A 6,756-nucleotide genomic window follows, 5' to 3' on the forward strand; every position below is an offset into this window, starting at 1 on the left:
GCTGCTGCACAGGACGGCCGCCGAGCTTCACCACCCGGAGGACTGGTTGCGCAGCCTGGCCAGCTACGGCGAGCTGGTGCGTGGGGAACGCAGTGCCGTCACCCTGGAGAAGCGCTACCGCCATAAGCAGGGCCATGACCTCTGGGGGCGGGTCACCCTGACCCTGGTACGCAACGATCGCCAAGAGCCGGAGCATCTGATGCTGCTGCTGGAGAACATAGATGACGCCCGCCGTCATGCCGAGCAGCTCAAGCTCTCCCACCGGGTCTATGACAATCTCTCCGAAGCCATACTGGTGTGCGATGCCGAGAGTCGCATCATCTCGGTCAACCCGGCCTTCGAGCGGATCACCGGCTATCTCAGCGAGGAGGCCTGTGGTCAGCGCCCCAGCTTGCTCAAGTCGGGTCTGCATGACGAGGCCTTCTACGCCGACATGTACCATACCCTGTCACGGGTCGGCATCTGGCGTGGCGAGGTGTGGAACAAGCGCAAGAATGGCAAGCTATATCCCCAGCAGCTGATGATCAGCGCCCTGCGCGAAGGGGGCAAAATTACCCAATATATCGCCATTTTCAGCGATATTTCCCAGACCAAGCTCGCCGAGCAGAAGATTGCTACCCAAGCCAACTACGACAACCTCACCGGTCTGCCGAATCGCTGGCTGTTCAGCCGCAGCCTGACCCGCTTCTGCGAGCGGGGCGAGCGCTTCGCGCTCATGGTATTGGATCTCAACAACTTCAAGGCCGTCAACAACAGCATGGATCACCATGTGGGGGATGCCCTGCTGCGGGAGGTCTCCGATCGACTGGTGAGCCGGGTACGCACCGAGGATCTGGTGGCCCGTATCGGGGGGGACGAGTTCGCCTTCCTGGTGCCTGGCATCGTCAGCCGCCGCCAGGCGGAAGTCTTTGCCAAACAGGTGCAGGGCAGTTTTGCCCGCCCCTTCATGCTGGCCAATCAGCAACTCTATGTGACCGCCACCATAGGGGTCACTCTCTGCCCGAGCGATGGCAGCGAGAGCGACGAGCTGCTGCGCAATGCCGAGCAGGCACTCTTTGCCGCCAAGCGGCTGGGGCGGCCCCTCGACAGCTACTGCGCCTCCATGCGTGAAGAGGTGCGCCAGCGCCACCAGATGCAGCAGGATCTGGCGGAGGCCATCAAGCAGGAGCAGCTGACCATGGCCTATCAGCCAATCTGGGACAACCGCAGTGGTCGGGTCGCCAAGCTGGAGGCCCTGGTGCGCTGGTATCACCCGCAATGGGGCCAGGTATCACCGGCTGACTTCATTCCGCTGGCAGAAGAGGCGGGTCTCATTCAGAGTCTGGGGGCCTTGGTGCTGTGGCAGTCCTGCCGCGATCTGGCCCGTTTGCAGAGCTCGGGTTTCCCCGAGTTGCAGATGTCCATCAATCGCTCAACTCTGGAGTTCCAGACTATAGATCCCCAGGCCTCCGAATGGCTGAGGGTGATAGAGCACTTCGAGCTGAACCCGAGCGACATCATCATCGAGATCACCGAATCTCTGTTGATGGAGAGCAGCGATCAGCACAGGATCCGCATCGAGGCCCTGCGCCAGGCCGGTTGCAAGCTGGCCATCGACGACTTCGGCACTGGCTATTCGGCACTCACCTATCTGCGTACTTTCCCGGTGGATCTGGTCAAGATAGATCGCAGCTTCGTGCGCCACATTCCCTTCAACGAGCAAGACAGCTTGTTGCTCGATGGCATCATCAACATAGTGCACAACCTCGGCATGCAAGTGGTGATCGAGGGGGTGGAGACCCGGGAGCAGCTCAACTTCCTCTGCCACAAGGGTTGTGCCTTTACTCAGGGCTATCTGCTCAGCAGGCCGCTGGCCTTCGATGATCTGGTGAATTATCTGGAACTGAATCGAAACGGCATGAGTCTGCCCATCGTGAGCTGAGTTGCCGCTTCTGCTATCATGGCCGCCATGTCCGTTGCCGTGAGTCCCCCCATGTACCCTATCCTGGTTTCCTGTGAAGCCCCCGCCCGCGATGGCGAGCTCCATGACCTGCATCAACGGCTGACCGGGGTCAGCTTTGCCGCTCCCTTCGCCCTGGTGCTCACCGAGACCAGACTGGAACTGCGCAAACTGGATGAAGAGAAGCTGGGGGCCGTCTTTGTCGACTTCGTGGAGGGGGCCGTAGCCCACAGACGAAAATTTGGCGGCGGCCGGGGTCAATCCATCGCCAAGGCCGTTGGGCTCAAGGCGGGTGCGAATCCGACTGTGGTCGATGCGACCGCTGGCTTGGGGCGCGACGCCTTCGTGCTGGCGTCGCTGGGCTGCAAGGTGACCATGATAGAGCGCAGCCCTGTGGTGGCAGCCTTGCTGGCGGACGGCTTGGTGCGGGCGGCGCAAGATCCCTATATAGGCCCTTGGGTGAGCGAGCGGATGCAGCTGATCCAGGGGCCAGCGGCCGAGCAGTTGCTGGCACTGTCCGAGCGCCCCGAGGTGGTCTACCTCGACCCCATGTTCCCCCACAAGCAAAAGTCGGCGCTGGTGAAGAAAGAGATGCGGGTGTTCCAGTCCCTAGTGGGTCCGGATCTGGATGCGGATGTTCTGTTGCCTGCGGCGCTCAAGATGGCGCAGCGGCGGGTGGTGGTGAAGCGGCCATCCTATGCGGGCTGGCTCAACGAGCACAAGCCCAGCATGGCCATAGAGACCAAGAGCAACCGCTTTGACGTCTATGTGATGGCGGCGCTAGCCCAGACTGAACACGACTAACCGCAGCAATCAACCCTTACTCCGGTGACAAAAAGAGAGGGCCAGCGATCGCTGGCCCTCTCTTCGTTCAAGCTGAAGGCTGGTCCACATCAGTCGGTCTGGGCCCTGAAATGGATATGGCGCACCTCTCCCTGCCATTCCAGATCGAGACTGGCCAGATCAGCCAAGCTGAGCCGCACGCCACCCTTCAGCACCAGATATTCGACACCTTCCCTGGCCTCTATGGTGCTGATCATGTCTGCCCACTGGCGACCATCCCGGCTGGTGAGGGTCACCGGCAGTTGCCAGCGGGCGGCAATCTCGAGCCAGTCGTAGAGGTCACAGCTGATGGGCTGGTACTCTGTCACGGTGTGCGCTCCTTGATGGGAGAGTGGGGCAGAGTCAGGCTTCCAGCAGCTGGGTTGGCCAGCCGAGCTTCTGCTGACGATCCACCTCGAGCCGCAGCTCGCTGGCGCGCAGGTAGTGCTCATCCATCCACCCCTTGGGCAGGGTCAGGGTCAGCGACTCCTCCTCGGCCTGCAGGCTGAAGCTGGGCACAGTGCCCTGGGTGCGGCGCATGCAGAGGATCAGCGCGATGCGCAGTATGCGGGCAAGGCGAGTGGCCTGGCGGGCGGTGACGGCCCCCTGACGGTCCAGTGGCTCCTGCTTGAATTCATCCCGCTGATTGAGCAGCAGGGCCGACAACAGCTTTTTCTGCGCAGGGGTAAACCCCGGCATGTCGATGTTGTCGATGATGTAGGCCGCGTGTTGCGGCGCCTTCTTGTACTCGATGCAGAGGCCGATTTCGTGCAGCAGGGCAGCGTAGCGCAGTATGGGGCGACCATAGCGCTTGGAGAGACGCCAGGCAGGTTGCAGCTGGTTGAATGCCTCGACTGCCGTATCCCTGACTCGTTCGGCATGTTCCCGGTCGAGCTGGTAGCGGCTGATCAGGCTGTCTGCGGTGCGATCTCTGGCATCACAGTCATGATTGTTGCCAAGCAGCCCGTAGATGAGCCCCTCGCGCAAGGCGCCACCCGCCAGCGTCATGCTCTCGATGCCAAGCACCTCGAAGATGGCGATCAGGATGGCCAGACCCGAGGGGAACACAGTCAGCCGTTCGGCTGCCAGTCCCTCCAGTTGCAGCTTGTCGAGCCGGCCACAGCTGATGGCTTGACCCATCAACTCTTGCAGCTTGGGCAGGGTAACCCGCTCACTCTTGCCTTGAGCCAGCATGATCTCTTGCAGCGCCTGGACAGTGCCCGAGGCGCCGACACAGGTGCGCCAACCGAGTGCGCGATAATCTTCCGCCACCTTCTCCAGCACCGCCTTGGCGGCGGCAATGGCCTGGTTGAAGCGGGCCTCGCTCAGCTCGCCATCACCGAAGTGATTATTGAGCCAGGTGACGCAACCCATGTGCAGGCTGTTGAGCAGTTTCGCCTCGCTGTGTTCGCCGATCACCAGCTCCGTGCTGGCGCCGCCGATGTCTATCACCAATCGATTGCCTTCTCCCGCCGAGGTCCAGGAGACCCCTTCGTAGATGGTTTTGGCCTCCTCCTCGCCGGAGATGACCTCGATATTGTGATTGAGGACGCGTTCGGCCTCGCTCAGGAACTCATCGACGTTGGTTGCCAGACGCAGGGTCGCCGTGCCTACCACCCGGATGTTGTCGGGGGGAATATCCTGCAACTGTTCGGCGAACAGGCGCAGGCAGTCCCAACCACGGGCCATGGCGGCCTGGCTTAAGCGAAATTCCGGATCGAGACCGGCGGCGAGGCGCACCTTACGCTTGACCTTGGTGACGGTACGCAGCGCGCCAGCGACCTCGCGCACCACCAGCATGTGAAAGCTGTTGGAGCCGAGGTCGATGGCGGCATAGAGCGGCGAGTTGTGCAACTTGGTTGCCCTTAGCTCTTGCGAGGTGGGCGACGGCGGTTGTTGCTGTTGCTACCACCCTGGCGATCACGCATGTTGCGGTTCACCGGCTGGCGGTTGCGGTGGATCCGTTTCGGTGCGGTTGCATCATCCAGCAGCGCATCTCGGTCATATTTGCTGACCGGAATGGCATGATGGATGTACTCCTCGATGGCCGGCAGGTTGAAGGCATAGTCTTCACAGGCTAGGCTGATGGAGTGACCGCTCTTGCCGGCGCGGCCGGTACGACCGATACGGTGCACATAATCTTCGGCATCGTCGGGCAGGTCGTAGTTGAAGACGTGGGTCACGTCCGGGATATGCAGACCACGGGCGGCCACGTCGGTGGCGACCAGGATGTCGAGCTTACCCTGAGTGAAATCTTCCAGGATCTTCATCCGCTTCTTCTGGGGCACGTCGCCCGTCAGCAGACCGGCGCGATGACCGTCGTTTTCCAACCAGGCTTGCACGTCTTCGCAGACATGTTTGGTGTTGGCGAAGACGATGGCTTTATCCGGCCACTCCTCTTCCATCAGGGAGAGCAGCAATAGCATCTTGTCTTCGTTGGAGGGGTAGAACAGCTCCTCCTTGATGCGGATGCCCGTCATCTGCTCCGGCTCGATCTGCACATGTTCCGGGTGGTTCATGTGTTCGTAGGCCAGCTCTTGTACCCGCAGGGAGAGGGTGGCGGAGAACAGCATGTTCAGACGCTCGGTGGCATCTGGCATGCGGCGGAACAGGAAGCGAATGTCCTTGATGAAGCCGAGATCGAACATGCGATCCGCTTCGTCCAGCACCACAACCTGGATGCAGCCGAGATCGATGACCTTGGACTTGAAGTAGTCGATGATGCGACCCGTGGTACCGATCAGGATGTCGACACCCTGTTCCAGCACGGCCAGCTGTTTGTCGTAGCCTTCACCACCGTAGGCGAGGCCGAGCTTGAGCCCGGTCGAGGCAGACATGCTCTCGGCATCGTTGTAAATCTGCACCGCCAGCTCGCGGGTTGGTGCCATTATAATGGCGCGAGGCTGGTTGACCAGGCGTGGCTTGGTCAGCGGGTGGGTCAACAGATAGTTGAAGGTTGCAGCCAGGAAGGCAAGGGTCTTGCCGGTACCCGTCTGGGCCTGGCCGGCGAGGTCATGACCTTCGACCAGCAGGGGCAGAGACAGTGCCTGGATGGGGGTGCAATAGTGAAATCCCTTTGATTCCAGACCAGCCAGAACTTCGGGTTCGAGGCCCATTTGGGCGAATTTATCGGTCGTTAAGTGTGTTTTGCTCATGGCGGTAGGTTATCAGGTTAGGCTTGCAATAATAAACAGGATCATTTCAAATAGGGCAACTATTGCCTTTGTTGACGTCTCAATTAAGGCCTTATTTACTGACTGGAGTTGGAGATGAGTGACAAGATTGTTCAGCTGAGCGATGCCAGCTTCGAGGCAGATGTAATCAAAGCCAATGGCCCTGTTCTGGTCGATTTCTGGGCAGAATGGTGCGGTCCTTGCAAAATGATTGCCCCTATCCTGGACGAAATCTCCCAAGAGTATGAAGGTCGTGTGACAGTGGCCAAACTGAACATCGACCACAACGCCGAAACCGCCCCCAAGTACGGCATCCGTGGTATCCCCACCCTGCTGCTGTTCAAAGACGGCGCAGTGGCTGCCACCAAGGTCGGCGCCCTGTCCAAGACCCAACTCAAAGAGTTCCTGGACGGCAATCTGTAATTATCAAGAAGGAGCGCATTGCAATAATGCGCTCCTTGTGTTTTATGACCTAGACGCTCACCCCGATTGGTGCTAATTTAACGCTCGTTTGCTAACCGTTTTGTCTGACGCTTTGCTTAACAACAGTCTGGCGAATCCATCCTATCGGCATCAATCCAGCAGACTGTCTCGTCCCCATTCAATCCTTGCTTACAGACTTTCACCACTATGAATCTGACTGAATTAAAGAACACTCCTGTGTCTGAGCTGGTCAAGCTCGGCGAAACCATGGGGTTGGAAAATCTGGCTCGGGCCCACAAAAAAGATATTATCTTCGCGATCCTCAAGGCACACGCCAAGGGTGGTGAGGATATCTTTGGTGACGGTGTGCTGGAAATCCTGACCGATGGCTTTGGCTTC

General features: G+C 59.7%; 7 protein-coding genes. 4 read left to right on the forward strand and 3 right to left on the reverse strand.

What is annotated here, in order from left to right:
- On the forward strand, nt 1-1,921 hold a 1,921-nt coding region (locus G113_RS18105), incomplete at its 5' end, for a putative bifunctional diguanylate cyclase/phosphodiesterase (RefSeq protein WP_040319369.1).
- Between the two features lie 51 nt (nt 1,922-1,972).
- On the forward strand, nt 1,973-2,743 hold the full coding sequence (locus tag G113_RS18110) for a class I SAM-dependent methyltransferase (RefSeq protein ID WP_005908272.1): 771 nt from the start codon (nt 1,973-1,975) through the stop codon (nt 2,741-2,743).
- A gap of 89 nt (nt 2,744-2,832) precedes the next feature.
- Here the strand turns inward: G113_RS18110 and G113_RS18115 are convergent, their stop codons facing one another.
- The 3 genes from G113_RS18115 to rhlB are packed head-to-tail and all read right to left on the reverse strand — an operon-like array spanning nt 2,833 to nt 5,916.
- Nucleotides 2,833-3,090, reverse strand: a complete 258-nt coding sequence (locus tag G113_RS18115; RefSeq protein ID WP_005908274.1) for a Rho-binding antiterminator — start codon at nt 3,088-3,090, stop codon at nt 2,833-2,835.
- Between the two features lie 34 nt (nt 3,091-3,124).
- A complete protein-coding gene (gene gppA / locus G113_RS18120) occupies nt 3,125-4,615 on the reverse strand; it encodes a guanosine-5'-triphosphate,3'-diphosphate diphosphatase (RefSeq protein ID WP_005908275.1) in 1,491 nt (496 codons plus the stop codon).
- Between the two features lie 11 nt (nt 4,616-4,626).
- Complete coding sequence (gene rhlB, locus G113_RS18125) at nt 4,627-5,916, reverse strand: ATP-dependent RNA helicase RhlB (RefSeq protein WP_005908276.1); 1,290 nt, start codon at nt 5,914-5,916, stop codon at nt 4,627-4,629.
- A gap of 114 nt (nt 5,917-6,030) precedes the next feature.
- On the opposite strand from rhlB, the gene trxA reads away from it, so the two are divergent.
- Both trxA and G113_RS18135 read left to right on the forward strand, forming a co-directional pair.
- A complete protein-coding gene (gene trxA, locus G113_RS18130) occupies nt 6,031-6,357 on the forward strand; it encodes a thioredoxin TrxA (protein ID WP_005908277.1) in 327 nt (108 codons plus the stop codon).
- Between the two features lie 207 nt (nt 6,358-6,564).
- Nucleotides 6,565-6,756 (forward strand): Rho termination factor N-terminal domain-containing protein (locus G113_RS18135; RefSeq protein WP_040319370.1); only part of this gene is annotated, 192 nt, incomplete at its 3' end.

The sequence above is a fragment of the Aeromonas molluscorum 848 genome, assembly GCF_000388115.1.
GTDB lineage: Bacteria > Pseudomonadota > Gammaproteobacteria > Enterobacterales > Aeromonadaceae > Aeromonas > Aeromonas molluscorum.

Coding starts and splice junctions, on each gene's coding strand:
- G113_RS18110 (WP_005908272.1), top strand. CDS start 1,973: ATGTACCCTATCCTGGTTTCCTGTGAAGCCCCCGCCCGCGATGGCGAG.
- rhlB (WP_005908276.1), bottom strand. CDS start 5,916: ATGAGCAAAACACACTTAACGACCGATAAATTCGCCCAAATGGGCCTC.
- trxA (WP_005908277.1), top strand. CDS start 6,031: ATGAGTGACAAGATTGTTCAGCTGAGCGATGCCAGCTTCGAGGCAGAT.